We start from the raw sequence: 26,000 nt of genomic DNA on the forward strand, positions 1-26,000 counted from the left end.
GCGCTCTCCGGGGACGGGGCGTGGTCAGCCGGAGCCCGGCCCGCCGCGCAGGACGCCCAGGCGCTGCCGGTACTCGTCGGGGTCGATCTCGCCGCGGGCCAGCCGCTCGGCGAGGACCTGTTCGGGGGTGGGACGGTCCGGGGTGGGCCGGTCCGGGGTGGGCCGGTCGGTGGCGCCGGTGGGCGGCGGGGCCGTGGGGTGGTGCTGGGTCGTGCGACCGACGTACCTGACCAGGGCGACCACACCGACGGCCAGGAGCGCCCAGAAGAGCAGCATGCTCACGGTCATCAGGCCGATGCCCCAGCCGTTCATTCCATGGTCGTTCCAGTACATCATCACGGGCTCCTCGGCCGGTGGGTGAGGCTGCTGCTGCCTCACCTCCACCGTGCGGCCCGGTCCCGGATCCGCGCTTGGGCCTATCGGTCCGATCGCCGGGGTCCGACGGCCGTGATCGCGGCGCTCACTGCGGGCGCTGGTGGTGGTGCTCGGGCTGCTCCGCGTGGGCGGCGAGGACGGCGGCCTGGAGGCGTCGTTCGACGCCGAGCTTGGCGAGCAGGCGCGAGACGTGGTTCTTCACGGTCTTCTCGGCGAGGTACAGCTCCTGGCCGATCTGGCGGTTGGTCTTCCCCTCGCCGACGAGGGCGAGGATCTCCCGTTCACGCGGTGTGAGACCGGCGAGGGCCGCGTCCGCCTCGCTCTCCTCGTGGTGGCGCAGGCTCTCCATCAGCTTGCGGGTGGTAGCGGGATCGAGCATCGACTGGCCGGAGGCCACCGTCCGTACCGCGCTCACCAGGTCCGCGCCCTTGACCTGCTTCAGCACGTAGCCGGCCGCGCCGGCCATGATCGCGTCGAGCAGGGCGTCGTCGTCGTCGAAGGAGGTCAGCATGAGACAGACCAGGTCGGGCATCCGGTCGCGGAGCTCCCGGCAGACGGTGACGCCGTCGCCGTCCGGCAGGCGGACGTCGAGGACGGCGACGTCCGGGCGCAGCGCCGGTACCCGGGCGATGGCCTGCGCGCAGGTGCCCGCCTCGCCGACGACCTCGATGTCGGGCTCGGCCTCCAGCAGGTCACGGACACCGCGCCGGACCACCTCGTGGTCGTCCAGCAGGAACACCCGTACGGGCTGGGGCGTGTCCATCTCCTGGCTCCCTGGGTGTGCGCGGGCGGCGACATCACCGATTCTGCGCGCCCGGACCTGCCCGCGCACCGCGGTCGGCCGCGCGGTTCGGCGGCGACCGGTCTGCTCAGGCCGCCGCGGCGAGCCGTAGTTCGACGCCCACGACTCCCGGGACGGAACGCACCAGCCGTGCCAGGACCGGCGCGGAGAGGGCGTCGGGCAGGTCGCCGGACAGGGTGATCCGGCCGTTCTCGGAGCGGACGTCGGTGTTCACGGCGGCGGCCGGACCGAGGGTGGCGACCAGCTCGAAGCGGACCCGGTCGGCGAGCTCGCGGTCGTCGTCGAGGTAGACCTTCAGCAGGTCGCCCCGACTGACGATGCCCACCAGGTAGTCCTCGTCGTCCACGACCGGCAGCCGCTTGAGGTGGCCGCGGGCCATCGCCCGCGCCGCTTCGTTGAGCGGGCTTCCGGGGTGCACGGTGACCGCCGGGACGGACATCATCCGCCCGGCCGTCAGGGCGTCGGCCCGCTCGCCGTCGCGGTCCCGGGCGGTGAGCAGGTCGGCCTCGGAGACCACTCCGACCACCCGGCCGTCGCCGGTCAGCACGGGGACCGCACTGACCCGCCAGCGCTGCAGGGTGTCGGCGACCTCGCGGAAGTCCGCACCGCGGCCCACGGCCACGACCGCGTGGGTCATCACGTCGGCGACGGTGCTCGGTGCGCTGATCACGATGACCTCCTAGGACGCCGCGCGGTAGGCGCGGGGGTGTTCCACGGCCGGGGCGGTGTCGTCCTCGGTCCAGTCGAGGGTGTGATGGACCGCGACCACTCCGTCCACGGCGCGGCAGAGCTGCTCGGCGATCGGGATCAGGCTCCGGCGCGGCAGCCGCCCCGTCAGGGTGACCACGCCGTCGTCCACCGCCACCTGGACGTCATCGGGGGCGAGCCAGAGGGTCTGGCCGAGCACGTCGTGGGCGATCTCGTCCCGGATGGCCGCGTCGTGGCGCAGGAAGACCTCCAGCAGGTCGCGGCGGCTGACGATGCCGACCAGACGGCCCACCTCGTCCACCACGGGCAGACGCTTGACCTTGTGCTTGTCCATGGCCCGGGCGGCCTCGGGCACCGACCAGCCGGGCCGGGCGGTGACGGCGGGGCTGGTCATCAGCCCGCCGGCGGTCTCGGCCTCCGCGCGGGCGCGGTCCTTCGCGTCCAGCCAGCGGCCCGGAAAACGACCCTCCGGATCCGGCAGCACGGCCTCCTTGCGGAGCAGGTCGGCCTCGGACACCATGCCCAGCGGCCGGCCCTGATCGTCGATCACCGGGATCGCGGTGATGTCGTTGCGGTGGAACAGTGCCGCGACCTCCTTGAACGCCGTGTCGGGCCTGGCGGTGACGACCTCGTGGGTCATCACGTCGTTGACGCTGCGGTGCTGCATCGTCCTCACTCCTCCTGAGGTGGTCCCGCCTCCAATGTCCGCTCGTCGGAGGGCGCCGGACAGGGCCGGACGGTCCATGCCGCCGGGTACGGTCGGCCCAGGACAACACTGCCGAACGGCGGGACGATGGGACCCCGAGTCCCGCTGGAGGCAGCCATGGCGACGGACGTCACGACGGCCACCGGCGAACGCCGACCGAAGCCCCGGCCGGGCCTGCTGACGTTCCTCGGCGGCGTGGGCACCGTCACCGGCAGCAAGTTCCTGGTCGAGACCGACCGCGCCCGCCTGATGATCGACTGCGGCCTGTTCCAGGGCCTGGCCGAGCTGCGCCGCCGCAACCGGCGCCCGCTCCCCCTGGACCCCGCCGACGTCCAGGCCGTCGTACTCACCCACGCCCACCTGGACCACTGCGGGTACCTTCCCCGACTCGAAACCGGCACCACGAGGAGACCGCCGCGCGCGAGTGGTTCGCCCAAGCGCTGGAACGCACCCTGGCTCGCGGCGGCACCGTCGTGATCCCGTCCTTCGCCGTCGACCGCACCGAGGTCGTGCTGCACCAGCTCACCGAGCTTCGACGCACCGGCCGACTACCGGCCGACGTCCCCGTCTACGTGGACAGCCCGATGGCGCTGGCCACCCTGCAGATCTACCGGGAGGCCTTCGCCGACGGCTCCGCCCGTACGGAGGCCGGGCGGTCGGGCAGGATCGGAGGGCGGGAAGGTGTCGCGAGGCGTGCCGGACGCCCCGCTTCGCGGTGGTCACTCCCCCTCGGCGACCGCCGGGCGCCGTAGCCGCCGCAGGTAGGGGTCGAAGGACGGCCGGCGTTCCAGGCGGACCCGGGCGTCCACGCAGACGGCGCCGTCCGGGCGGACGATGACCGGGTTGAGGTCGGCCTCGACGACCTCCGGGAAGTCCTCGGCGAGCCGGGACAGCCGGGCGAGGACGGACCGGACCGCGGCGAGGTCCGCGGGCGGTGCCCCGCCGGTTCCCGACAGCAGCGCCGCGCAACGGAGCTCGGTGACCATGGTGGTCAGGTCGCGCTCGCTCAGCGGGGCGAGCCGGGCCGCCCGGTCGGCCAGGACATCCGCGGCGGTGCCGCCCATGCCGAGCACGACGAGCGGGCCGAAGACCTGGTCCTGGACGACGCCCGCGAGGAGCTCGATGCCGGGCGCGGCCATCGGCTGGACCACGGCTCCGGCCAACTCCGCGCCGAACCGCCGAGCGAACTCCCGGTACACGGAGCGCACTTCGGCATCGGTGGCGAGACCGGTGCGGACGGCGCCCAGCGCGCTCTTGTGCACCTGACCGGGCCAGTACGCCTTCAGCGCCGCCCTCCCCTCGTGCCCGAGCCGGCGCAGTCCCCTCGCGGCTGCGACCGCCGCGTGCTCGTCGCGTGCCCACACCGAGGTGATCAACGGCAGCCCGTAGGCCTCCAGCAGGTCTGCGGTCGACAGCGGATCGAGCCAGCCGCCCTCGGGGTGGACGGCGAGGTAGCGGTCGACGAGGCTGCCCGCAGTGCGCCGGTCGCAGTCGGGCGGGTCCGCCTCGGCGGAGGCCGGTTCGGCGAGCCACCGGGCGCGGTCCCGGGCGTGACCGAGGGCACGTGCCGCAGCGACGCTGTCCGAGTAGACCGGCAGCACGCCCCCGTCGGCGCACGTCCGATAGCACACGGGCACCTGCTGGTCGAGCAGGACGGCGGCGATCGGGATGCGGCGCCGGGCCGGCCCCTCGAGCAGGGCGTACACCGGATCGCGGTCGGGGGTGACGCCGAGCGCCGTCGGCACCAGGCACACCAGGATCGCGTCGATGCCCGGCTCACGCTCCAATGCCCTGAGGAGGTGGGTGAGTTCGACCGGGGTCACCGCCGCCGTGGTGTCCACCGGGTTGCGCACGGAGGCACCGGGTGGCAGCAGGTCAGCGAGGCCTACCGGGAGTTCCGGCAGGAGTAGCCCGGCATCGGCGCAGGCGTCCGCGGCCAGGATGCCGATGCCGCCGGCGTTCGACACCACGGCGACCGCACCCCGCGGAGCGGGCAGCGGCTGGGCGTGCAACAGGGCGGCGGCCTCGACGAGTTCATCGATGCTTCGCGTGGCCGTGATGCCGGCCTGCCGGAACAGCGTCTCCCGGGTGACGGTCGGCGTGGCGGCGGCCGCGGTGTGCGAGGCCGCGCCACGGCGGCCGGCGGTGGAACGTCCGGCGTCCACGGTCAGCACCGGGATCGTCCGGGTCACCCGGCGGGCGGTGCGGCCGAAGGCGCGCGGGCTGCCGAAGGACTCCAGGTGCAGCAGCGCGAGGTCGGTGCGGTCGTCGGCCTCCCACCACTGGAGCAGGTCGTTTCCGCTGACGTCGTACTTGTCGCCGAGCGAGACGAAGCTCGACACCCCGATGCCCAGCCAGGCCAGCCGCTGGAGCAGGGCGATCCCCACGCCACCGCTCTGCACGGCGATCCCGGCGCTGCCGGGCCTGGGGAACGCGCCGCCGAACTCGGCGTCCAGCCGGACGGCCGGATCGGTCTGGGCCATGCCCAGGCTGTTCGGCCCGACCACGCGCATGCTGTGCCGGCGGCAGGCCCTCATCAGCCCGCGGGCCTGGTGCGCATCGAGCCCGGAGGTGAGCACCACCAGCGCGCGCACCCCGACGGCGCCGCACTCCTCGGCCACCTCCGGGACGGCGCCGGCGGGTACGGCCAGCACGACGAGGTCCGGCACGGCGGGCAGCGCGCGGACGGATGGGAATGCGGGCCGGCCGTCGATCTCCCCGGCGCGCGGGTTGACCGCCCACACCTCGCCCGCGAAGCCGGCCCGCCGGATCCTCGCGAGGACGGTGCGCCCCACCGAGCCCGACCGCCGGGACACCCCCACCACCGCGACGGAGGCCGGCCGCAGCAGCCCCGCCAGACTCGCGACATCGGCACGGCGGCCGCGTTCATCCACGGCCGAGCGGTACCGCTCGTCACGCTCGTCCAGCGGCACCCGGATCCTCACCTCGCCCTGCGCGTAGCGGCGCTCGACCGGCAGCCCCAGGTCGGCGAAGACCCGGTGGACGGCCCGGTTGCCGAACAGCGTGTCGGCCTCGAAGAAGCGGATCCCGCGCTGCCGGGCAGCGTGCACCAGGTGCTCCAGCAGCAGAGTGGCCGCGCCCCGGCCGTGCCAGCGATCGGCCACCACGAGTGCCAGCTCCGCCGTCTCCGGGGGCTCGTCCAGCACCTCGCAGTCCGCCTCGCCGACCAGTTCCTCCCCCGCCCAGGCCCCGAACCCCAGCAGGCCGGACCGCGGAGGCCCGCACAACCGGTCGGCGGCCTGCTCGGGTGCGTTGCGGCTGACCCCGAAGAACCGCATCCGACGGCTCTCCTCGGACATCCCGGCCGTGTGCAGGTCGAGGACCGCTCGGTGATCGTCGGGGCCGAGCGGACGGATCTCGACGGTGGTGCCGTCGGCCAGCAGGGCCTCGGCGGTGCTGTGCGGCTGCTGCACGGTGGACATGGCGGATCTCCTCGGCCGTCGCCGTTCTCCCCCTTCAGCTTCCGCTCCCACCCTTCGTTCCGGGAGGGCCGACCGGCCCAGCCAGGGGGCTCCGGTCCTGCGGCAGCCGCGCTCGACGGCCCCGGAAACACACCGACCGGACAGCGGGCTGGACGTGGCGACGCGCGGCCCGGCGGCGCGGTGCGCAGACTGGGAGGCAGGCCGGTCGGCACGGAGGTGGTGAGGTGGCAGCGCACACCACAGAGGGCTATCCGGTCATGCCGGACCCGTGGACCCTCCGCTACCGGGGCTTCGACCCCGCCGAGGAGGGGCTGCGGGAGGCCCTGTGCGCGGTCGGCAACGGCTACGTGGTCACCCGGGGCGCCGCACCCGAGTCGGTCGCCGACGGCGTCCACTACCCGGGGACGTACCTGGCCGGCTGCTACGACCGCGCGGAGTCGACGGTCTCGGGGCGGGTGGTGAGCAACGAGGACCTGGTCAACTGCCCGAACTGGCTGCCGCTGACCTTCCGCCCGTCCGGCGGCGTCCGGTTCGCCGGCCCGCCCGCCGAACAGACCCTGGAGCTGGACCTGCGCCGGGGCGTGCTGACCCGAACGGCGCTCGTGGTCGACGGCCAGGGGCGGCGGACCCGGTTGGTGCAGCGCCGCCTCGCCAGCCAGTCCCGCCCGCACCTCCTCGCCCTGGAAAGCACGTTCACCCCGGAGAACTGGTCCGGTCGGCTGGAGGTCCGCTCGGGTCTGGACGGCCGGGTCGCCAACACCGGCGTGCACCGTTACCGAGGGCTCACCGAGCGCCACCTCACCCCGGTCGGGCAGGGGGTGGACGAGGACGGGCTGCTCTGGATGGAGGTCGGCGCGGCGAACTCTCCGCTACGGATCGCCCTTTCCGCCCGGACGCGTTCGGACCGAGCGCAGGCGGCCACCGAGTGCCGCGAGGGCTGGACGGCCCACCTCCTCACCGTGGACGCCGAGTGCGGCCGGCCGGTCACGGTCGAGAAGACCGTGGCGCTGTACACCTCACGCGACCGGGCGATCGAGACCCCGCTGCGCGCCGCCCGGCTGCTCGCCGCCGAGGCCGGGCCCTTCGAGGAGCTGCTGTCCGAACACGCCCTGCGCTGGTCGGAGTTGTGGCGCCGCTGCCGGATCGAGGCCGACTTCGACGGCATCGCCCCGCTGCACCTGAACCTGTTCCACCTGCTCCAGACGTACTCCGAGCACTCCGTCGACCTCGACGTCGGCATCCCGGCCCGCGGGCTGCACGGGGAGGCCTACCGCGGCCACGTCTTCTGGGACGAGTTGTTCGTCCTGCGGCTGCTCAACCTCCGCTTCCCCGAACTCGCCCGCGCCGTGCTCCGCTACCGCCACCGCCGGCTGGACGCCGCCCGCCGGGAGGCCCACGAGGTCGGGCTGCACGGGGCGATGTACCCGTGGCAGAGCGCCGGCGACGGCCGGGAGGAGTCCCAGCAGCTGCACCTCAACCCCTTGTCCGGCCGTTGGCTGCCCGACCACAGCCACCTCCAGCGCCACGTCGGCTCGGCGGTCGCCTACAACGTCTGGCAGTACTACCAGGCCACCGGGGACCGGGACTTCCTCGCCTCGGCCGGCGCCGAGACGCTGCTGGAGATCGCCCGGTTCTGGTCCTCCGCCGCCACCTACGACCGGAGCCTCGGACGCTGGTCGATCCGCGGTGTGCTCGGACCCGACGAGTACCACGACGCCTACCCCTGGGAGGACCGGCCGGGCCTGGACGACAACGCGTACACCAACGTGCTCGCCTCCTGGGTGCTGGCGCGGGCCCAGGACGCCCTGGACGTCCTGCCCGCCTACCGCCGCGACGAGCTGCGCGAGCGCCTCGGCCTCGACGCCCTGGAACTGGACCGCTGGCGGGAGGTCGGGCGGCACCTGTACGTCCCCGTCCACGAGGGCGTCCTCAGCCAGTTCGCCGGCTACGAGCGGCTCGACGAGCTCGACTGGACGGCCTACCGGCGCCGCTACCCCGACCTGCGCCGCCTGGACCGGATCCTGGAGGCCGAGGGCGACACGGTCAACCGGTACAAGGCGTCCAAACAGGCCGACGTGCTGATGCTCTGGTTCCTGTTCTCCGCCCGTGAGGTCCGCGACCTGCTCCGCCGCCTCGGCCGTCCCGCCGGGCACGAGCTGCTCCGCCGCACCACCGACTACTACCTGCGGCGCACCGTCCACGGCTCGACGCTCAGCTCGGTGGTGCACGCCTGGGTGCTCACCCGCTCCGACCGCCGGGCCTCCTGGCGGTTCTTCCGCGACTCCCTGGTGGCCGACCTGCGCGACAGCCAACGCGGCACCACGGCGGAGGGCGTTCACCTGGGTGCCATGGCGGGCGCGGTGGACCTGCTGCAGCGCTGCTACACCGGTCTGGAGGTCCGCGAGGACGCCCTCTGGCTCGACCCGCACCTGCCGTCCGCGCTCGGCCGGCTGGAGCTGGACCTGCGCTACCGGGGCCACTGGGGTCTCGGGGTCGCGGTCGACCGCCGGTCGGTCACGGTGAGCCTGCGCGAGGACCGCGAGGAGCCGGTGGCGATCCGTCTGCGCGGCACGCAGGCCGTGATCCGGCCGGGCGAGACCCGCCGTTTCCACCTGTGAACGCGCCCCCTCACCGACGCCCGGACCAGCGCGGTTCGACCTGCTCCCAGGCCGACTCCCAGTCCGCCTCCGCCAGCCGCTCCAGCCGGTGGCGCCGCAGTACGAAGGCACCCTCCACCGTCAACCCGAGCACGGCGACCGTGCCGAGTCCGATCACGACGCTGTCCGACAGGATCCGCTCGGTCCCCTTGGGCTCACCGGCCGGCATTCCGGCGTCGTCGAGCCGGATCGGGACCGCCGCCCCGGCGGGGGTACCGACCGGGACCGGAATGCTTCCGGTTCCGGGGCCGGCCGGGTACGTCCAACCGGCCGGGGCGTGCGCCTGCGAGCTGCCCGCCCGCAGGCCGTCCGACAGCGCCGGCCCCGTGGTGACGGCGGTGACGGTGTGCCGGTGCCGGGCGGTCTGCTCCGCGGTGTGCGCCTCCGCGCGGAACACCGCCAGTGCCGCGACCGCCGCCACGACGAACGTGGCGAGGACCGTCACGGCCAGCCCGGTCACCAGGCGGCTGTACGCCCGGTCGAACGGGCGGCAGAGCGGATTGCGGTCCAGGCCAGCGGCCCGGCGGACATGCTGCCGCAGGGTCGTGCGGGAGGCCGGTTGCCTGTGCGGGGTGGCTGCGACGGACATGACCGCCTCCTCCGGGCCGGGGTGGCATGGCTCTCGTGGATCAGTCTTCCGGGCCCGCGTTCGTCGGCCGAGGGCCTGACGGCCCTGGTGCCGGGCCCGAAGGGTCCCTCACCGCGGGCTCACTCGTCCCCAGCCGGGCGGCCGGGGAACCGCCGCCGACCACGGGGCAGCACGGGAACCGGACGGACGACCGGGCGAGCGGCGCGCGCCCGTCCCGGCTGTGGCCGCTCCGGCGAGTTGCCCCGCGACGACGTCGGAGTCCTCCGCAGACCGACCGCCGGGGCCGAACGGTCCCGGGTCAGGGGCCATCCGGCCCCTGACCCACTCCGCAGGCGGTGGTCCCCTGGAGGTACGGACGGCCGGGCCGCCCCCGGCCCCCGCACCGAACCAGGGAGGCCGGCATGAGAGCCGCCGTGGGAGACCGCATCATCGTCCAGGGCACCAGGCCGGGCGCGGCCCGCAGGGACGGCGAGATCGTCGGGCTGCACCACCCGGACGGCAGCCCGCCGTACGACGTGCGCTGGTCCGACGACGGACGGGTGACCGAGTACTTCCCCGGTCCGGACGCTCGGATCCACCACTTCGAGCACGAGGACACCTCCGCGCCCGCGCCGCCAGCCCTGCACCTCTTCGCCGACTGACGGGCGCCTCCGCCGTGCCCCTCTCCACCCGTGGCTCCGACACCGTCTCCGGCCTGACTACTACCGAGGCCGCACGGCGACTCGCCGAACACGGCCCGAACGAGATCACGGCCGACCGTCGCGTGCCGCTGTGGGCCCGGGTCTCCGCCCAGCTGCGCGACCCCCTGATCACGGTGCTGCTCGCGGCCGTGGCGCTGACGCTCGCCATCGGCGACCGACCCGACGCGGTGGTCATCGCGCTGGTGGTCACGGTCAACACGGCCGTCGGCGTCGCCCAGGAGGTACGTGCCGAGAGCGCCGTCGCGGCGTTGTCCCGGCTCTCCTCCCCCGTCACTCGGGTCCTGCGCGACGGCGGGCAACGGACGGTGCCCTCGACCGAGGTGGTGCCGGGCGACGTGGTGGCGCTCGCCGAGGGCGACATCGTGCCGGCGGACGCCCTGCTGACCGAGGCCGCGGCCCTGTTGCTCGACGAATCGATGCTGACCGGCGAGTCCCTCCCCGTGGCGAAGGCGGTCGGGGCCGGGCGCCCGAGCGACGGCACGGTGCGGGCCGGGACGGTCGTGCTGCGCGGCCGCGCCCTCGCCGTGGTCACCGCCACCGGTTCGGAGAGCGCACTGGGCCGGATCGCCGCACTCTTGCGGCCCCGGCCCGAACCCACGCCGCTCCAGCGGCGGCTGGCCGGCCTCGGACGGATCCTGGCCGCTGTGGCCGTCGGCCTGTGCGCGGTGGTCTTCCTGCTCGGCCTGCTCCGGCACCAGCCCCCCGGCGAGATGGCGGTGGCGGCGATCAGCCTGGCCGTCGCCGCCGTTCCGGAGTCCCTGCCCGCGGTCGTCACGCTCGCGCTCGCCCTGGGCGCGCGCCGGATGGCCGCCCGCCACGCCGTCGTCCGGCGGCTGCCCGCCGTGGAGACGCTCGGCTCGGTCACCGTGCTGGCGACGGACAAGACCGGCACCCTCACCCAGGGCCGGATGGTGGTCGAACGTCTCTGGACGCCGCATTCGGCCGCCACCGTGACCGGCCTCGGGTACGGGCCGACCGGTGAGGTCCACCTCGACGGGGCTCCGGACGGCGAGGTGCGGGCCCTGCTCACCGCCACCGCCCTCTGCAACGACGCCGCCCTGCACCCGCCGGCCGACGGGGACGGCGAGTGGCGGGCGCTCGGCGATCCCACCGAGGCCGCCCTGCTGACGGCCGCCGGCAAGGCGGGCCTGGACCACGAGCGGCTGCGGGCGGACCTGCCCCGGGTCGCCGAGACGCCGTTCGACAGCAGCCGCAAGCGGATGAGCACCGTCCACCGCAGGCCCGACGGCGCTCCGCTGCTCTGCCTCAAGGGCGCCCCGGAGGCCGTCCTGGACCCCGCCGTCCTGGCCGAGCCCCCGGAGCTGCTGGAGCGGGCCCGGCACGCGGCCGCCGGTCTCGCCGCCGAGGGCTTCCGGGTGCTCGCCGTGGCCGACCGGCGGCTCGACCACCTGCCCGACCCTCCCGGGGAAGCCGAGCACGGGCTGCGGCTCCTCGGTCTGACCGCCCTGGCCGACCCGCCCAAGCCGTCGGCTGCCGGCACCCTCGCCGCCTGCCGCCGCGCCGGTATCCTCCCGATCCTGGTCACCGGCGACCACCCGGCCACCGCCCGCGCCTTGGCCGTCCGGATCGGCCTCCTGGAACCATCTGCCGGGCCTGAGGCCGTGGTCACCGGGCAGCCCCTCGCCACCGGCGCGGTCACCGACCCGACCCGCACCCGGGTGTTCGCCCGTACCGACCCACGCCAGAAGCTCGACATCGTCCAGGCCTGGCGTGCCCGGGGCGCCGTCACCGCGATGACCGGGGACGGCGTCAACGACGGCCCGGCCCTGCGCCAGGCGGACATCGGCGTCGCCATGGGCCGCCGCGGTTCCGAGGTCGCCCGCCAGGCCGCCGACCTGGTCCTCGCCGACGACGAACTCGCCACCGTGGTGAGCGCGGTGGAGGAGGGGCGGCGGGTCTACGACAACATCCGCCGCTTCCTCGTGTACGGACTGGCCGGCGGCGCGGCGGAGATCCTGGTGATGCTGGCCGGTCCGCTGTTCGGCCTGGCACTGCCGCTGCGGGCGGGCCAGATCCTCTGGATCAACCTGCTCACCCACGGACTCACCGGCGTCGCCATGGGGGCCGAGCCGGTCTCCCCGGGCGCCATGTCCCGGCCGCCTCGCCCCCCGCACCAGCACATCCTGGGCGCCGGCGTGTGGCAGCGGGTGCTGCTGCTCGGCCTCGTCGTCGCGGCAGCCGCCCTCGGCGCCGCGGTCTGGGCGCGTGACGGCGGACGCCCGTGGCAGAGCGTCCTGTTCCTCGCACTCCTGGCCGCCCAGCTCGGCACCGTGCTGGGCCTGCGCGAGCGGCTGCTGACCCGCGCGAACCCCTTCCTCCCCGCTTCCGTGCTCGCTTCCGCCGCACTCGGCGCCGCCGCCCTGTACGTGCCCTTCCTGCGCGACGTGCTCGGCACCCAACCCCTGTCCTGGAGCGACCTCGCGGCGCCCGCCGTCGCCGGGCTCGCCGGGCTCGCGGCGGCCCGGCTCCGGAAGCAGACTCTCTGACACCATGTCGAACCTCCTGGTCACCGGCCTGTACCAGCCGATGACGGCCCACTCGCACCCGCGGGAGGGCTGGAGTCCACGCCGCCCCGCCGCCCCGCGCGCCCGCCTCGGCCTGGTGGCGCGCCCGCGATCCAGCGCGGCCGCTGCCCGGCCGCCGTGGTCCGGCGCCGCTGGAGCGGACCGTCCGGCGGCCCGCTGGGGCCGAACGGCCCGAGTCCGGACGGTCCGCCCGGTGCGAGCCTGGAGGTGAGGAAAGGTGGAAGCGATGCACACCGTGATCGTGTACGAGAGCATGTACGGCAACACCCGCGAGATCGCCGAGGCCATCGCCGAGGGCGTGCACGAGGCCGACCCCTCCGCGGCCGTCGACTGTCTCCCGGTGGCCGAGGCCGACGCCGAGACGACCCGCACCGCGGACCTGCTGGTGGTCGGCGGCCCGACCCACATGCGCGGCATGTCCTCCGGGCTGAGCCGCCGGATGGCGGTCGCCGCCGAGTCGAAGAAGGAGGGCCGCGAGGAGGCCGCCGCCGAAGCCCGGGAGACCGCAGAGGGCCCGGGCCTGCGCCACTGGTTCCACGACCTCCCCAAGACCGAACCCGGTACCCACGCCGCCGCGTTCGACACCCGCGGCGCCACACCCGGTAGCGGCGGCGCCGCCGAGGGCATCGCCCACCGGCTCTCCCACCACCACTACGACGTGGTCGCCGAACCCGAGGGCTTCATCGTCGAGGGCGCCGACGGCCCGGTCCGCACCGGCGAACTCGACCGCGCCCGCGCCTGGGGCGCCCGCCTGGTCTGAGCGCCAGACCGGAAGACCTCGGCTCACGTCCCCGGCACCGACCGCCGCGCGCCACCGCCACCCGCAGGCCCCGGCGTGGCGCTCGGCCCCGCACTACGGCCAGGAAGGAGTGGCCGTCATGTCCACATCCGCCGCCTACCGCCCGGTCCGGCTCACCGCGGTTCCGGACCTGCCGCTGTCCCGTTGGCTGTGGCTGGTGAAGTGGCTCCTGGTGATCCCGCACTTCGTCGTGCTGTTCTTCCTGTGGATCGCCTTCGTCCTGGTGAGCGTGGTCGCCTTCTTCGCGATCCTCTTCACCGAGCGCTACCCACGCGCCCTGTTCGACTTCAACCTCGGGGTGCTGCGCTGGAGCTGGCGCGTCTCCTACTACGCGTACGGCGCGCTGGGCACCGACCGCTACCCACCGTTCAGCCTGCGCGAGGAACCCGACTACCCGACCCGCCTCGACGTGGCCTACCCCGAACGGCTGTCCCGCGGCCTGGTCCTGGTGAAGTGGTGGCTGCTCGCGATTCCCCACTACCTGGTGATCGGCGTCTTCCTCGGCAGCGGGCACGCCGGCTGGACCGAGACCGGGCTCGTCGGACTGCTGGTGCTGATCTCCGCCGTCGCCCTCGCCTTCACCGGAAGCTATCCCCGCGACCTGTTCGACCTGGTCATCGGCCTCAACCGCTGGGTGCTCCGGGTCGCCGCCTACGTGGCACTGATGACCGACGAGTACCCGCCCTTCCGCCTCGACCTCGGCGGCGAGGAACCGGGCGGGGGCCCAGCGTGACCCAGCCCCGCGGTTGCGCCCTCCGGACGCGCGCCGACGATCGACCCGGCGGCGGAACGCCACGACGGGTGTGCCACAGGCCGTCGCGACCTCGGTGGTGACCAGCACGGCCACCGCCCGTCCGGGCAGCCGGGTGATGAGTCCCCGGGCGGGCCAGGAGTTGCCCGTGGCGGCGAAGGTCTTGGCGCTCACCACCGCTCCGGCACGACCACCTCCAGCAGGGTGTGCACCCGGTCCTGGGTGCCCCGCGCGGCGTCGATCCGCGCCTGGAGTTCCTCCAGCAGCTCGTCCAGACGCAGTTGCGGCATCCGGGACCGCCCCACCTCGCCACCCACCGACACCCTCTTCGCCTCGGCCGACGCGCCGGATTGCCTCAGACGACGGCGAACTCCGGACGGGCCTCCGCCGCATCCCGCCCCGGCAACGCCGGGACCTTCGGCACCGGAGCGGGGCTACTCGGCCCCTGTGGCGGGCCCGGGCTCAGCGGGACGCTGGTCGCCGGCCGGACCGCGCACACCGGTGCCGCGGACGGCCCACGACCGGGGAGGTCACCGAGATGGCGCACAACGTGGTGGTCGGGATCGACGGCTCGGAAGCGAGCGCGGCGGCGGCCGGGTGGGCCGCTGCCGAAGCCCGCCGCAGCGGCCACGGACTGCGGTTGGTCCACGTCGTGGGCACCGAGGCCGACGCCCTCGGCCGCGAGCTCGACGGCATCGGCGGCGTACCGGAGCCTGTGGCCGCGATCCGCGACCGGCTCACCGCCGCACTGCCCGATCTGGCGGTCACCTGCGAGGTCCTGCCCGGGCACCCCGCGCCCGCGCTCACTGCCGCAGGCCGGCGGGCTCCCCTGCTGGTCCTCGGGTCCCGGGGGCTCGGCGGCTTCACCGGCCTGCTGGTCGGATCGGTCGGGCTGCGCACCGCCGCACACGCCGACTGCCCCGTGGTGCTGGTCCGCGCGGGCGCGGACGGACGGGGCGGATCACCCGGCGATGTCGTGGTCGGTGTGGAAGGCGACCGGCCGTGCGACGCCGTGCTCGACTTCGCCTTCCGGTACGCGGCCGACAGCGGTGCCGCGCTGCGGGCGGTGGAGAGCCGCCGCCCGTCCCGGGTCCCGTACGTGACGGAGGCCCCGTTGGACGACCGGCAGATCACGGAGTCGCTCCGGGCGGCCGCGGAGGTACGGCTCCGGGACGCGCTGGCGCGCTGGCGGGAGAAGTACCCCGAGGTCCGCACGCAGGTGGAGGTCTGTGCCTGGAACGCGAGCCGGACACTGGTGGAGGCCTCCCGCAGCGCGTCGCTGGTGGTGCTCGGCCGACGCGCGCCCCGGCACCCGATCGCCGTGCCCCGGCTCGGGCCGGTGGCCCACGCGGTCCTCCACCACGCGCACAGCCCGGTCGCGGTCGTGCCGCACGTTTGAACCACGGTCGCCGTCCCCGCCCTGGGGCCGGGACCAACCGCGCCCCGCCCCGGGGCCTTCGAACCCCCGGACGTGTCCCGATGGGCCGCTCCCAGGGGCTCGCGCAGCAGGAAGCCTTGAGGCGTCGCTCGGCCGCACCTCCACCTTCCTCGCCGCTCCACCATCGGCCGCGAGCGCGCCACCGACTACGCCTTTGCGCCGATGGACCAGGACACCTTCGTCCGCATCGTCACCGCCGGCCAGACCGCCGCCCCCGCCTACTTCGGCCACGACGCCGCCCTCAACCGGCAGGACCACCCGCTCCTCGACCGCACCGCCGCCGCCCGGTCCGAGCGGTGCCGGCCGTGGCGGTCAGCTCTCCCGGCCGGCGGCTGCCTCGGCGTCGATCTCGGCGATCAGGCCTTCGATGAGGCCCCTGATCTCGTCGCGGATGGGGCGCACGGCCTCGACGCCCTGGCCGGCCGGGTCGTCCAGCCTCCAGTCGAGGTACTTCTTGCCGGGGAAGTAGGGGCAGGCGTCGCCGCAGCCCATGGTGATGACGTAGTCGGACGCCTGGACGGCCTCGGTGGTGAGGATCTTCGGCTTCTGGTCGGAGATGTCGATGCCGAGCTCGGCCATCGCGGCGACGGCGGAGGGGTTGACCTGGTCGCCGGGCGCGGAGCCGGCGGAGCGGACCTCGACGCGGCCGCCGGCGAGGTGGGTGAGGAAGCCCGCGGCCATCTGGGAGCGGCCGGCGTTGTGGATGCAGACGAACAGCACGGAGGCCGTCGGCGGGGTGGTCATGGTGGGGGGTGTCCTTCGGTTGCGCGGTGCCCGCAGTGGGACGGGCCGGTGGCTGTTTCGGCTCGCCGGGGGCGAGTTCGGCGAGGAGGGCATCGGCGGGGTCCGGCCGCGGATCGCGCGCTCCTTCTCCCGGCCGGAGGCGGGCGGAGACGCGTGGTGCAGGGACACACGGGCGTCCGCCCCCGGTCGCAGGGACGGGGCTCGCTCGGCGGGCCCGACACGGGTAACGTATCAGCCCATGGTGACATCAGTCGACAGTGACGTAATGAAGGCGCTCGCCGACCCGCTGAGGATGCGGATCGTCTCGCTCCTCGCGGGCGAGGCCCTGTGCACGACGCACCTGGTCGAGGAGACCGGCGCCAGGCAGACGAACCTGTCGAACCACCTGAGGATCCTGCGCGACGCAGGGCTCGTCGACACCGAGCCCTGCGGACGCTTCACCTACTACAAGCTCCGCGCCGACGCCCTGGAAGCCGTCGCCGCGGAGTTCGCAGGGCTGGCCGCCACCGCCCGCGAAGCCGCCGCGAACAACCGCAAGCGATCCTGTTGAGCCACCCCGGCCGATCCTGCTGAACCACCCCGGCCCCAACCCCGGCGGTCCCACCCCGCCCCTGCACGAGGAGCACCTGTTGAGCGCCATGGGCGACGCCAGACCCGACGCCACCGATGCCGAGCCCCTGGCGGCCGAGCCGCCCGCTGTTCCGCTGCCGAACCGGGTGGCGGCCGAGCTGGTCGGCACCGCCGCCCTGGTCGCCGTCGTGGTCGGCTCCGGCATCCAGGCCACCGAGCTCACCCAGGACGTCGGCCTGCAGCTACTCGCCAATTCCCTGGCCACCGTCTTCGGCCTCGGCGTCCTGATCCTGCTGCTCGGCCCGGTCTCCGGGGCGCACTTCAACCCCGTCGTCACGCTCGCCGAGTGGTGGAGCGGTCGCAAGGACCCCCAGGGTCTTGGGCTGCGCGAGGTCGCCGCGTACGTTCCCGCACAGATCGTGGGTGCGATCGCCGGGGCGATCCTCGCGGACGCCATGTTCGGCGAGCAGTTGGTGAACTGGTCCACGCACGACCGCTCGGCCGGGCACCTGCTGCTCGGCGAGGTCGTCGCCACCGCCGGACTGGTCCTGCTGATCTTCGGCCTGGCCAGGACCGAGCACCTGCGCTTCGCCCCGGTCGCCGTCGCCTCCTACATCGGCGCCGCCTACTGGTTCACCTCCTCCACCTCCTTCGCCAACCCCGCCGTGACGATCGGCCGCGCGTTCACCGACACCTTCGCCGGGATCGCCCCGAGCTCGGTGCCGGGCTTCATCGGCATGCAGCTGATCGGCGGCGCCGTCGGCCTGGCCCTGGCGGCGCTGGTCTTCACCCACCGCCGCACCTCCGGGTCGAAGTGACCGGGGTCCGGCGTGTCCAGGTCCTCGTCGTCGGCGCGGGCCGGGCAGTCCTCGCCGCCGGTCACCACCTGCGGCACGCCGGACCGGCCCTGGCCTCCGTTCCCGCAGGGCGGATCGCCGACCGCCTCGGTGCGCGTAGCCCGGTCCTGGTGCTGGCCGCGGGCGTCGCCGCACTCGCCCCGAAGGACCTGCGCGGCTCCGCCCTCGGCCTGCTCGCCACCGCCCAGTCCCTCGGCGACCTCGCGGCCTCCACCGTCGCCGGCATCCTGTGGACCGCCGTGTCCCCGAGCGCGGCCTTCGCCTACCTCGCCGCCTGGATGGTCCTCGCCCTGGCCGGCCTCGGCACGGCAGCGCGCCGCTGACCTCTCGCCGCACCACTGTGCAGCGGCGTCAGCCGACCGCCGGGCTGCGGCGCTCGATCAGCAGGACGTCCCGCCAGATGCCACGGTGGCGCCCGATGCGTTCGCGGGTGCCGATCACCCGGAACCCGGCCTTCGCGTGGAGGGCGAGGCTGGCGGTGTTCTCGGGGAACACGCCGGACTGGATCGTCCAGATCCCGGCCGCCTCCGTCGAGAGGATCAGCGCCCCGAGGAGCCGCCCCGCCACGCCCCGGCCCCGCGCCTCGGGGTGGACGTAGACGGAGTGCTCGACCACCCCGGCGTACGCGCACCGCTCCGAGACCCGTGAGGCGGCCACCCAGCCCAGTACCCGGCCGTCCCCGTCCAGCGCGACGTGGCGGTGCTCGGGCAGCCTGGCCGTGTCGAACGCCTCCCAGGTCGGGGCCTCGGTCTCGAAGGTGGCGTTCCCCTCGTCGATCCCGGCCTGGAGGATGGCCAGGACCTGGCCGGCGTGGGCGGTGGTCATCGGCACGACGGTGATGGCGGCCTGGGGCACGGAGTCCTCCGCAGGGGTCGGCAAGGAGTGTCGATGCACGCTGCTCGGCGGCGGTTCGCAGGGGTGAGCCGGGTGAGCCGGGCGGATCAGCGGCCGGCGGCGGTGAGCAGGCCGGCCATGCCGGCGAGCACGGAGGGGGCGACGCGGTAGTAGACCCAGGTGCCCCGCCGCTCGGACGTGAGCAGGCCTGCCTCGCGCAGCTTCTTGAGGTGGTGGGAGACGGTGGGCTGGGAGACGCCGACGTCCTGGATGTCGCACACGCACGCCTCGCCGCCTTCGTGCGAGGCGACCCGGGAGAAGAGTCGCAGCCGCACCGGGTCGGCGAGCGCCTTGAACATCGCCGCCATCCGCACCGAGTCCTCCACCGACAGCGGCGCGGAGGTCAGCGGCGGGCAGCACGGGGGAGCCTCATCGGTCTCCAGCAACGGCAGCGATGCGGTATTCGACATGCGTCAATATTTACACCCGCCGAATCACTGCGGAAGGGCGGCGGGCCCGTGGTCCGCACGCACGCCTCCCTCGAGGGGGTCGGCGACCGCTCTGGGGATCGGGCGGCCGGTCGCCCGCGACATCGACACTCTTCTATGTTGACGTTTATCAAAACAGGTGCCAGGCTGTCCGCACAGCAGGACATCGACAAACGTCGAATCAGAGGGAGTGGCCACCGTGAACGTCTCCGCCGTCGAACAGCTGCCCGTCGTCGTCATCGGGGCCGGGCCCATCGGCCTGGCCGCCGCCGCCCACCTCGCCGAGCGCGGCATCGAACCCCTGGTGCTGGAGGCCGGCCCGAGCGCGGGTACGGCAGTGCGCGCCTGGTCGCACGTGCGCCTGTTCTCGCCGTGGTCCGAGGTGATCGACCCCGCCGCCGAGAAGCTGCTCGCACCCACCGGCTGGACCCACCCCGAGGCGGCCGCCTACCCGTCGGGCGGCGAGTGGGCCGAACAGTACCTGCAACCGCTCGCCGACGTCCTGGGCGAGCGCGTGCACTACGGAGCCCGCGTGACCGGCGTCGCCCGCGCCGGGCGCGACCGCATCGTCGACTCGGGCCGCACCGAGCAGCCCTTCACCGTCCACGTCGAGCGCACCGGCGGATCCGAGGAGCGCATCCTCGCCCGCGCCGTGGTCGACGCCTCCGGCACCTGGTCCACCCCCAACCCGCTCGGCGCCGACGGCCTGCCCGCCCTCGGGGAACGCTCCGCGAACGGCCGCATCACCTACCGCATCCCCGACCTGGCCGACCCCACCGTGCGCGGGCGCTTCGCGGGCAGGCGCACCGCGGTCGTCGGCACCGGCGCCTCCGCGTTCACCGCTCTCGCCCACCTCGCCGACCTCGCCGAGGACGAGCCCGGCACCCACGCGGTGTGGGTGCTGCGCCGGGGCATCACCGGCAACACCTACGGCGGCGGCGACGCCGACCAGCTCCCCGCCCGCGGGGCGCTGGGCCTGCGTGCCAGGAAGGCCGTCGACGACGGCCACGCCAGCGCCCTGACCGGCTTCCGCACCGCCGCCGTCGAGGCCGAGGACGGCCGGCTGGTCCTGGTTTCCGAGGACGGGCACCGCAGCGAGCCGGTGGACCAGGTCGTCGTCCTCACCGGCCTGCGTCCGGACCTGTCGTTCCTCTCCGAGGTCCGCCTCGGCCTCGACGAACGCCTCCAGGCCCCTGTCGCCCTCGCCCCGCTGATCGACCCCAACCAGCATTCCTGCGGCACGGTCTACCCGCACGGCGCGAGCGAGCTGGCCCACCCCGAGGGGGGCGTGTACCTGGTCGGCATGAAGTCCCACGGCCGCGCGCCCACGTTCCTCGCCATGACCGGCTACGAACAGGTCCGCTCGGTCGCCGCGGCCCTCGCCGGCGACGCGGAAGCAGCCGCCCGTGTCGAGCTCACCCTCCCCGAGACCGGGGTCTGCGGCGGAGCCGGCCTCTTCGACGAGCCCGCCGCGGCCCAGGACGGCGCAGGCTGCTGCTCGGCGCCCGCCGCACCGCAGCTGATCACCCTCGGCGCCACCGACTCCGGATCCTCCTGTTCCCCGACCGGCGGCGGGTGCTGACCACGCCTGCGGGGACGGGCGACGTCGCGGCCGGATCGGGGGGCCGGCCGCGGAACACTGTTGCCGGCGGGTGCTGCCCGGGCCGCGCCCGGATCGTGCCCATGAATCCACCGTAAGACCGTGCGCGTCCACCGTCATACCCAGTCGCGACCGCGGTGCGCCGCGACGGACCTGTCCGGCCGATGGTCCTCCCGCCCGTCAGTCGCACAGCAGTACCCGCCTCGACCACCGGCCGACCGCCGGGTCAGCTCGCCGGGCGAGTGGGTGTGGCGGCGGAGCCGTGGAGCAGGTCGGTCGGGTTCTCGATGTCGAGGGACGGAACGGGTGCGGGCGGCGTGGAGGCGTCCGCGGAGGGTGGAGCGGCGGTTCGGGGCGGTGCGGGCGGCACTGTGCCCGAGGCCGGTGAGGTCGATGTCGTGGTGGCCGGTGGCGTACCCGGCGCCGGCGGTGACGCTGCCGAAGGCGCTGCCGGGACGGAGGTGGTGGGGGCCGCGGGCGTGCCGGCAGGCCGGTTGGAGCCGCGCTCGTCCGCGTCGCAGGCCGAGGCGGTTGCGAGCGCGGCGAGGACGAGGACGGCGGTTCCCACGGCTCTGCGGCGGTCCATGCGGTAGGAGCTCCCGGTTCGTGCGGAGGTGCGGTCATGAGATGGCAGCCGCGCCCGTTCGGTTCCGTCGGCGCGCCCCCACTCTGCCTCGCCGTCGAGGCCCTGACCACCTCCTGCCGAACCGAACTCTCCTTCTACTGAACTGATTTAACAGAATTGGCTTTAATCATTCGTTACGCGGATTCCCCTTCCCAGCGTGCCACCGCACCGGACAGGCTTCGGTCTGCTCCAGCCGGGGCGCGCGACCGCGCACCCCGGACGCCCAGGGGAGGAAGCACCCGTGCCGAACAGGCAACGACGACGGCTGCTCATGAGCGCCGTCACGCTCGCCGCGCTCGGCCTGACCACCACTCAGGCCCTCGCCGCACCCGCCGCACAGCCCGGGACCCAGCCCGTCCCGGTCCAGCACCTGACCGAGATCGGCCAGAAGCACGCCCAGAAGGTCAAGGGCACGACCACGGCCCAGGCCTCCTCCGCCAAGGCGTTCTCCGCCAAGGCCGAGTCCGGCGGGGACGAGGGCGACGAGGCGGAGAACTCCGCCGAGGGCACCGCGCAGTACACCGAGGCCCGCACCGCCCCCGGCGTGGTCGCCCCCGGCGCGTACGGCGCGGCCTGGGCGCAGCTGCAGTCGCTGCCGCACACCGGTGGTTCCTGGGACCACGTGACGAACAAGCCGTACAACGGGGACGACCCGCGCTACCGCGACGTCAACTCCAACTCCAGCGGCGGTGCCGGCTTCGTCACCGGGCGGATCACCGGCCTCGCCGCGGACGACGACGGGTACGTCTACGCGGGCGGCGCCAACGGCGGGGTGTTCCGTTCCCGCACCGGCGGCGGGCACTGGGAGGCGATCGCCGACAGGCTGCCCACGCTGTCCACCGGCACCCTGGATCTCGACGGCGGCGGCCGGCTCTGGTACGCCACCGGTGAGTCCAACACCGGGGCCACCTCCTATGTCGGCACCGGCGTGTACGTGCTCTCCGACCCCGAGCACGGCGAGTTCCAGCCCGGCAACCGGATCGGCGGCGCCGAGCTGGAGTCCACCACGATCCACCAGCTGCGCTTCGCCGGGGACAAGGTGTGGGCGGCCACCAACCGGGGCGTGTGGAGCCACTCCACCACCACGCTGTCGGGCCCGTGGACGCTGGAGTTCGCGCCCAACCCCGACTACCTGCCGGGCGGTGCGAAGGCGGGCGACCCGAGCGCGCCGTACAAGAACATCGCCAACGACGTCGCGATCGACCCCAAGGACCCGTCCAAGGTGATCCTGGCGGTGGGCTGGCGCGGCGGTGACACCTACAACGGCTTCTACGGCAAGGCCGCGGACGGCAGTTGGCAGCGCGTCGCCTCGCTGGGCGACCTGCCGACCGATGCCGCGAACGTCGGCAACGTGACCTTCGCCCGCTCGGCGGACGGCTCGCGCTACTACGCCATCGACCAGTCCCCGGACGTCATGGCGCACAACCCCGACACCGGCCTCAAGGGCGTCTACGTCTCCAAGTCCGGTTCCCCGTCCGGCCCGTGGACGCTGGTCGCGGACAAGGACAAGCTGAAGGGCTCCGGTTCGGCGCTCCAGGACGAGGGGTACCAGCCGGGCATCCAGTCCTGGTACAACCAGTTCCTCCAGGTCGACCCGGCCAACCCGGACCACGTCTGGGCGGGTCTGGAGGAGGTCTTCGAGACCACCGACGGCGGCGCCAAGTGGGCCACCATCGCGCCGTACTGGAACAACCCGTTCCCGTGCTGGAGCATCGACCCGGCCAAGCAGACCGGCGACTGTTCGCCGACCACGCACTCCGACCAGCACGCCGTCGCCATCGGTGGCAACCACGGCCGGGCCTCGGTGTACGTGGGCAACGACGGCGGCATCTACACCCGTCCGGTCAACGGTCAGCTGGACGCGGGCGGCCACGCCAAGGACTGGAAGTCCCTCAACGACGGCACGATCGACACTCTGCAGTACTACTCGGTCGGCATCGGCAAGGACCCGGCGGACCGCTCCGGCAAGGGCGTGATCGTCAGCGGCGGCCTCCAGGACAACGGCGAATCCATCCTGCGCGCCCACGACAAGGTGATGGGCTCCAACTTCGGCGGCGACGGCGCCGACACCCTCGTCGACCCGGCCGACGGCTGCAACATCGCCGAGGAGTACGTCTACCTCGACATGTGGGTCACCCAGAACTGCGCGGTCAACGACGGCGGCTGGACGAAGGACCCGAGCAAGGCCACCTCCTACGAGGTCGCCCCGCCCGACAAGGACCTCGGCGGCGCCGGCGCCCGCTTCATCGCCCCGATCACCAGCGACCCGAAGGACGGCAACACCTGGATCGCCGGCGGCCGGCACGTCTGGGTGCAGCACAAGGGCTACGCGATCCGCAGCGGCAGCGAGTGGACCTCCGCCTACGACCTCGGCGAGGGCCACGTCGCCACCGCCGTCGCCACCGTCAACGGCACCGTGTACGCGGGCTGGTGCGGCCCCTGCAACAACCAGGGCTTCAGCCGCGGCATCGCCGTCGGCAAGACCGACGGCACCGGCTGGCACCAGCTCGACCTGCCCGTCGACGGCACCCTGCCCAACCGCTACGTCTCCTCCTTCGCGGTCGACGAGAAGGACGCCCAGCACGTCCTCGTCTCCTTCAGCGGCTTCTCCCGCAGCTGGACCGAAGGCCCCGGCGCCGGCATCGGACACCTCTTCGAGACCCACGACGGCGGCACCACCTGGACCGACGTCTCGGCCAACCTGCCCGACGTCCCCGCCACCTCGATCAAGCTGCTGCCCAACGGCGGCCTGGCCCTCGGCACCGACCTCGCCGCCTTCTACCGCGCACCCGGCACCACCGACTTCAGGGTGCTCGGCAAGGGCCTGCCCACCACCTCGGTGCAGCAGCTGAAGATCGGCCCCGACGGCAAGCTCTACGCCGCCACCTTCGGCCGCGGCATCTGGTCCTTCGACCTGCGCCGCCTCGGCCACGGCCGCTACGACGAGGTCGACGACTGATCCCCTCGGTGAGCGACACCGCCGGTGTGCGGACCGGCCGGATGACCGGTCCGCACACCGGCCTCGGGGGCTTCGGCGGGAGCAGCGGGACCAAGGGCCCGGGCAGGGTGCACCGTCCGGCCCGAGCGAGACCCCGCCGGAGGGTGTGGGATGGATGTGACGCGCCACCCGCGGATGGCGCCGCCCCCCACCGCGCGAAGGGCAGGAACACCATGAAGGCCGCCGTCGTCCACGACTTCACCGCTCCGCTGGTCATCGAGGACCGCCCGGTGCCCCGGCCGGCCCCGCACCAGGTGCGGGTCAGGATCGAGGCCTCCGGCCTCTGCCACACCGACATCCACGCCGCCCACGGCGACTGGCCGGTCACACCGAACCCGCCGTTCGTGCCCGGGCACGAAGGGGTGGGCGTCGTCGAGGAGGCCGGGGCCCAGGTGCGGCACGTGCGGGTCGGCGAGCGGGTCGCCATCCCCTGGCTGGCCGATGCCTGCGGGCGCTGCGACCAGTGCGTCAGCGGTTGGGAGACGCTCTGCCTCCGCCAGCACAACAGCGGCTACTCGGTGGACGGTGCCTACGCCGAGTACGCGCTCGCGCACGGTGACTACGTCGTGCCCGTCCCCGACGGCATCGACCCGCTGGACGCCGCACCGCTGTCCTGCGCCGGCGTGACCACGTACAAGGCGCTCAAGGTCTCCGGGGCCGGACCGGGCACCCGCGTCCTGGTGTCCGGCATCGGTGGACTCGGCCACCTGGCCCTGCAGTACGCCCGGATCTCCGGCGCCGAGACCATCGCCGTCGACGTCACCGACGACAAGCTCGCACTCGCCCGGGACCTCGGCGCCGACCACGTCCTGGACGCCCGCACCCAGGACGTCGCCGCCGAGGTCCAGGCCCTCGGTGGCGCCCACGCCGCCATCGCCCTCGCCGTCAGCAACGCCTCCTTCCAGGCCGCCTACGGGGCGCTGCGGCGCGGCGGCACGCTGGTGCTGGTCGCGCTTCCGGCCGGAGGCAAGCTCGAACTCCCGGTTTTCGAGACCGTCTTGAACGGCACCAGGGTGATCGGTTCGATCGTCGGTACCCGCGAGGACCTCGCCGAGGTGTTCCGCCTGCACGCCCTCGGCCGCACCCGGGTCATCCGCGAGACGCGCCGTCTGGACGACGTGAACGCCTGTTTCGACGAGGTCCTGGCAGGAAAGGTCGCGGCCCGCCTGGTCTTCGACCTGCGCGGCTGAACCGCGCGGCCATCATCGGGGAAACGCGACCACCATCGAGGGAAGGGATCGGCGTACGGGATGAACGGCACGACGGCACGACGGCGGATCGTGGTGGGTGTGGACGGCTCGGAGTCCTCCCGAGCCGCTCTCCGGTGGGCTCTGCGGCAGGCCGCCCTGGTCGGAGCCGCGGTGGAGGCGGTCACCGCCTGGGAGTACCCGGCCTCCCACGGTCTGGTCCCGGCGACGGTGGACGGGGACGCGGAGGCGTTGGCCGGCAAGGTCCTCGCCGAGACGGTCGCGCGGGAGTGGGGCCTGGACCGCCTGGTGGAGGTGCGTGAGCGCGTGGCCCCCGGCAACGCGTCCCGGGTCCTGCTGACCGTCGCCGAGGGCGCCGAGCTCCTCGTCGTCGGCAACCGGGGGCACGGGGGCTTCACCGGGGCCGTGCTCGGCTCGGTCACGCAGCACTGTGTCCAGCACGCCTCCTGCCCGGTCGTCGTCGTCCGGGAGGCCGGGCGGGCGAAGGCGGAGCCCGGCGACGGACGGTGACCTCCGGACCGTGTGCGCCGCGCCGACGTGATCGGCGCGGCGCACGCGTTT

General features: G+C 74.1%; 23 protein-coding genes and 1 pseudogene. 15 read left to right on the forward strand and 9 right to left on the reverse strand.

Features of this window, described 5'->3' with window-relative positions; all coding sequences use genetic code 11:
* Nucleotides 1-24: 24 nt before the first annotated feature.
* The 4 genes from ACFYUY_RS27695 to ACFYUY_RS27710 all read right to left on the reverse strand — a co-directional run bounded on the left by ACFYUY_RS27695 (nt 25) and on the right by ACFYUY_RS27710 (nt 2,552).
* Nucleotides 25-336, reverse strand: a complete 312-nt coding sequence (locus tag ACFYUY_RS27695) for an SHOCT domain-containing protein (protein WP_360213297.1) — start codon at nt 334-336, stop codon at nt 25-27.
* 124 nt (nt 337-460) lie between these two features.
* Nucleotides 461-1,138: a response regulator transcription factor gene (locus tag ACFYUY_RS27700; RefSeq protein ID WP_360213299.1), complete on the reverse strand. Its 678-nt coding sequence runs from the start codon at nt 1,136-1,138 to the stop codon at nt 461-463.
* Nucleotides 1,139-1,244: 106 nt separating this feature from the next.
* On the reverse strand, nt 1,245-1,847 hold the full coding sequence (locus ACFYUY_RS27705) for a CBS domain-containing protein (protein ID WP_387904585.1): 603 nt from the start codon (nt 1,845-1,847) through the stop codon (nt 1,245-1,247).
* A 9-nt stretch (nt 1,848-1,856) separates the two neighbouring features.
* A complete protein-coding gene (locus ACFYUY_RS27710) occupies nt 1,857-2,552 on the reverse strand; it encodes a CBS domain-containing protein (RefSeq protein WP_387904588.1) in 696 nt (231 codons plus the stop codon).
* Nucleotides 2,553-2,708: 156 nt separating this feature from the next.
* Here ACFYUY_RS27710 and ACFYUY_RS27715 point away from each other — a divergent pair.
* Nucleotides 2,709-2,981: pseudogene (locus ACFYUY_RS27715) on the forward strand (MBL fold metallo-hydrolase); the annotation flags it as partial.
* Nucleotides 2,982-3,064: 83 nt separating this feature from the next.
* Nucleotides 3,065-3,343 (forward strand): hypothetical protein, encoded by a 279-nt coding sequence (locus ACFYUY_RS27720; RefSeq protein WP_387904591.1) that lies wholly within the window; start codon nt 3,065-3,067, stop codon nt 3,341-3,343.
* Here ACFYUY_RS27720 and ACFYUY_RS27725 read toward each other — a convergent pair.
* Entirely contained in the window at nt 3,311-6,034 is a 2,724-nt protein-coding gene (locus ACFYUY_RS27725; RefSeq protein ID WP_387904593.1) for a GNAT family N-acetyltransferase, read from the reverse strand. The two genes, ACFYUY_RS27720 and ACFYUY_RS27725, sit on opposite strands and share 33 nt — an antisense overlap.
* A gap of 224 nt (nt 6,035-6,258) precedes the next feature.
* Between ACFYUY_RS27725 and ACFYUY_RS27730 the strand changes: the two genes are divergently transcribed.
* On the forward strand, nt 6,259-8,652 hold the full coding sequence (locus ACFYUY_RS27730) for a glycoside hydrolase family 65 protein (RefSeq protein WP_387904595.1): 2,394 nt from the start codon (nt 6,259-6,261) through the stop codon (nt 8,650-8,652).
* A gap of 10 nt (nt 8,653-8,662) precedes the next feature.
* Here the strand turns inward: ACFYUY_RS27730 and ACFYUY_RS27735 are convergent, their stop codons facing one another.
* On the reverse strand, nt 8,663-9,280 hold the full coding sequence (locus ACFYUY_RS27735; RefSeq protein WP_360213311.1) for a hypothetical protein: 618 nt from the start codon (nt 9,278-9,280) through the stop codon (nt 8,663-8,665).
* A 401-nt stretch (nt 9,281-9,681) separates the two neighbouring features.
* Between ACFYUY_RS27735 and ACFYUY_RS27740 the strand changes: the two genes are divergently transcribed.
* From ACFYUY_RS27740 to ACFYUY_RS27760, 5 genes are all read left to right on the forward strand, one after another.
* Entirely contained in the window at nt 9,682-9,921 is a 240-nt protein-coding gene (locus ACFYUY_RS27740) for a DUF1918 domain-containing protein (protein ID WP_360213313.1), read from the forward strand.
* 14 nt (nt 9,922-9,935) lie between these two features.
* A complete protein-coding gene (locus ACFYUY_RS27745; protein WP_387904597.1) occupies nt 9,936-12,488 on the forward strand; it encodes a cation-translocating P-type ATPase in 2,553 nt (850 codons plus the stop codon).
* Between the two features lie 265 nt (nt 12,489-12,753).
* Complete coding sequence (locus ACFYUY_RS27750) at nt 12,754-13,287, forward strand: flavodoxin domain-containing protein (protein WP_360213317.1); 534 nt, start codon at nt 12,754-12,756, stop codon at nt 13,285-13,287.
* Between the two features lie 118 nt (nt 13,288-13,405).
* Nucleotides 13,406-14,059, forward strand: a complete 654-nt coding sequence (locus ACFYUY_RS27755) for a DUF4389 domain-containing protein (RefSeq protein ID WP_360213319.1) — start codon at nt 13,406-13,408, stop codon at nt 14,057-14,059.
* A 556-nt stretch (nt 14,060-14,615) separates the two neighbouring features.
* Complete coding sequence (locus tag ACFYUY_RS27760; protein ID WP_360213321.1) at nt 14,616-15,476, forward strand: universal stress protein; 861 nt, start codon at nt 14,616-14,618, stop codon at nt 15,474-15,476.
* A gap of 351 nt (nt 15,477-15,827) precedes the next feature.
* Here ACFYUY_RS27760 and ACFYUY_RS27765 read toward each other — a convergent pair whose 3' ends face one another.
* A complete protein-coding gene (locus ACFYUY_RS27765; protein WP_387904601.1) occupies nt 15,828-16,259 on the reverse strand; it encodes an arsenate reductase ArsC in 432 nt (143 codons plus the stop codon).
* A 238-nt stretch (nt 16,260-16,497) separates the two neighbouring features.
* Between ACFYUY_RS27765 and ACFYUY_RS27770 the strand changes: the two genes are divergently transcribed.
* The 3 genes from ACFYUY_RS27770 (at nt 16,498) to ACFYUY_RS27780 (ending at nt 18,009) form a co-directional block, all read left to right on the forward strand.
* Nucleotides 16,498-16,809: a metalloregulator ArsR/SmtB family transcription factor gene (locus ACFYUY_RS27770; protein ID WP_360213325.1), complete on the forward strand. Its 312-nt coding sequence runs from the start codon at nt 16,498-16,500 to the stop codon at nt 16,807-16,809.
* Between the two features lie 88 nt (nt 16,810-16,897).
* Nucleotides 16,898-17,647: an aquaporin gene (locus ACFYUY_RS27775; RefSeq protein ID WP_387904780.1), complete on the forward strand. Its 750-nt coding sequence runs from the start codon at nt 16,898-16,900 to the stop codon at nt 17,645-17,647.
* Entirely contained in the window at nt 17,644-18,009 is a 366-nt protein-coding gene (locus tag ACFYUY_RS27780) for a hypothetical protein (protein ID WP_387904604.1), read from the forward strand. The genes ACFYUY_RS27775 and ACFYUY_RS27780 overlap by 4 nt, the downstream gene beginning before the upstream one ends.
* A 28-nt stretch (nt 18,010-18,037) precedes the next feature.
* Here ACFYUY_RS27780 and ACFYUY_RS27785 read toward each other — a convergent pair whose 3' ends face one another.
* Entirely contained in the window at nt 18,038-18,511 is a 474-nt protein-coding gene (locus tag ACFYUY_RS27785; RefSeq protein ID WP_387904783.1) for a GNAT family N-acetyltransferase, read from the reverse strand.
* A gap of 116 nt (nt 18,512-18,627) precedes the next feature.
* On the reverse strand, nt 18,628-18,990 hold the full coding sequence (locus ACFYUY_RS27790; protein WP_387904607.1) for a metalloregulator ArsR/SmtB family transcription factor: 363 nt from the start codon (nt 18,988-18,990) through the stop codon (nt 18,628-18,630).
* Nucleotides 18,991-19,207: 217 nt separating this feature from the next.
* On the opposite strand from ACFYUY_RS27790, the gene ACFYUY_RS27795 reads away from it, so the two are divergent.
* From ACFYUY_RS27795 to ACFYUY_RS27810, 4 genes are all read left to right on the forward strand, one after another.
* The gene (locus ACFYUY_RS27795) at nt 19,208-20,590 is read left to right on the forward strand and encodes an FAD-dependent oxidoreductase (protein WP_387904610.1); all 1,383 of its coding nucleotides are present in this window, start codon (nt 19,208-19,210) and stop codon (nt 20,588-20,590) included.
* Between the two features lie 914 nt (nt 20,591-21,504).
* Nucleotides 21,505-24,192: a glycosyl hydrolase gene (locus ACFYUY_RS27800; RefSeq protein WP_387904786.1), complete on the forward strand. Its 2,688-nt coding sequence runs from the start codon at nt 21,505-21,507 to the stop codon at nt 24,190-24,192.
* 212 nt (nt 24,193-24,404) lie between these two features.
* Nucleotides 24,405-25,421 (forward strand): alcohol dehydrogenase AdhP, encoded by a 1,017-nt coding sequence (gene adhP / locus ACFYUY_RS27805; protein WP_360213333.1) that lies wholly within the window; start codon nt 24,405-24,407, stop codon nt 25,419-25,421.
* Between the two features lie 60 nt (nt 25,422-25,481).
* The gene (locus ACFYUY_RS27810; RefSeq protein WP_387904612.1) at nt 25,482-25,949 is read left to right on the forward strand and encodes a universal stress protein; all 468 of its coding nucleotides are present in this window, start codon (nt 25,482-25,484) and stop codon (nt 25,947-25,949) included.
* The last annotated feature ends 51 nt before the right edge of the window (nt 25,950-26,000 follow it).

It is taken from the genome of Kitasatospora sp. NPDC004745, from assembly GCF_042873275.1.
In the GTDB taxonomy this organism is placed as follows: domain Bacteria; phylum Actinomycetota; class Actinomycetes; order Streptomycetales; family Streptomycetaceae; genus Kitasatospora.